This window comes from Borrelia hispanica CRI (assembly GCF_000500065.1).
GTDB classification, from domain to species: Bacteria; Spirochaetota; Spirochaetia; order Borreliales; family Borreliaceae; genus Borrelia; species Borrelia hispanica.
Genome location: NZ_AYOU01000148.1, coordinates 1 through 981 on the forward strand (window position 1 = coordinate 1; position 981 = coordinate 981).

2 protein-coding genes and 1 pseudogene are annotated in these 981 nt (G+C 25.9%); all 3 read left to right on the forward strand.

The genetic code is table 11. From position 1 onward, the window contains the following. Nucleotides 1-189 (forward strand): annotated as a pseudogene (locus U880_RS0106245) (hypothetical protein); the annotation flags it as partial. Beyond that, complete coding sequence (locus tag U880_RS10315) at nucleotides 186-743, forward strand: DUF764 family protein (protein WP_038359514.1); 558 nt, start codon at nucleotides 186-188, stop codon at nucleotides 741-743. The pseudogene U880_RS0106245 and the gene U880_RS10315, both read left to right, overlap by 4 nt. Continuing rightward, nucleotides 733-981: DUF787 family protein (locus U880_RS0106255; protein WP_024654525.1), on the forward strand; the 249-nt coding region annotated here is incomplete at its 3' end. The genes U880_RS10315 and U880_RS0106255, both read left to right, overlap by 11 nt.

Consider the following 981-nt stretch of genomic DNA (forward strand, 5'->3'; position numbering starts at 1 on the left):
GGCATGAATGCATTTGGAATTGCATTTATCAATTACTATAAGAATTATGTCTTATCATCTAAAATTACGCCTAAACTATCTCCCAAAACAATTGCTTTAAAGAGAAATAAAGGAAGCAAAACACCAGAAATACCACTTGTTGATACAGGACTTATGCTTAATTCAATTGAATATAGGATAAATAAATGATTCTGGATATTACTACTGTTGAAAAATGCTTAATATCAACTCTAAAAGAGTTTATCAAATTTGCAAGTATTTATAATCTTGATGTTGGTATTATAAATACATATAACCATCCATACATGTCTAAATATACAATGAATAATTCAAATATAATTGCTGTGCATTTTAATAATATTGATGGTCTCTTTAATCATAATTCAAGAACAGGTGTATTTTATAATAATGTCAACGAATTTGCTATCAATTTTCAACTATATTTTATGGCATTAACGAACAATTCAAACAAAGATGCATATGAAAGACTTATGTTACTTTATACATTATTTAGTGACTTCTTATATGACTTTGCAACTCAAAGCTTTACTTTTACACCTGAAGATAATGACTACCAAATAAATTTGAAATTTTATATTCACCATACAACAAATATGCAAAACAATGGTCTCCTTGACATAAATAGCAATCATAGCAACTTAACTTATTGTTTAAGTCAAGGATTTAGAGCAAATATACAAATAGAAGAAGAAAAAATTAAGGAGAAAAATAATGCCAGCTGATACAATTAGTGTTAATTTAACGCATTCTAGATTGGATCTAAATCAAGTAAGTTATTATACACCACTACTTGTCTATAAATGTTCAAAAATTAAACTTAATACTACATCACCAAAATATAAAATATTATATTTAAATATAAATGATTATGAACAAGCAATTGATGCACTTGAAAAAGAAGGTAGCAATGGTGACGATGAATTTAATAAAGAAAAAGAATATTTAAAACAAGCAATTCAA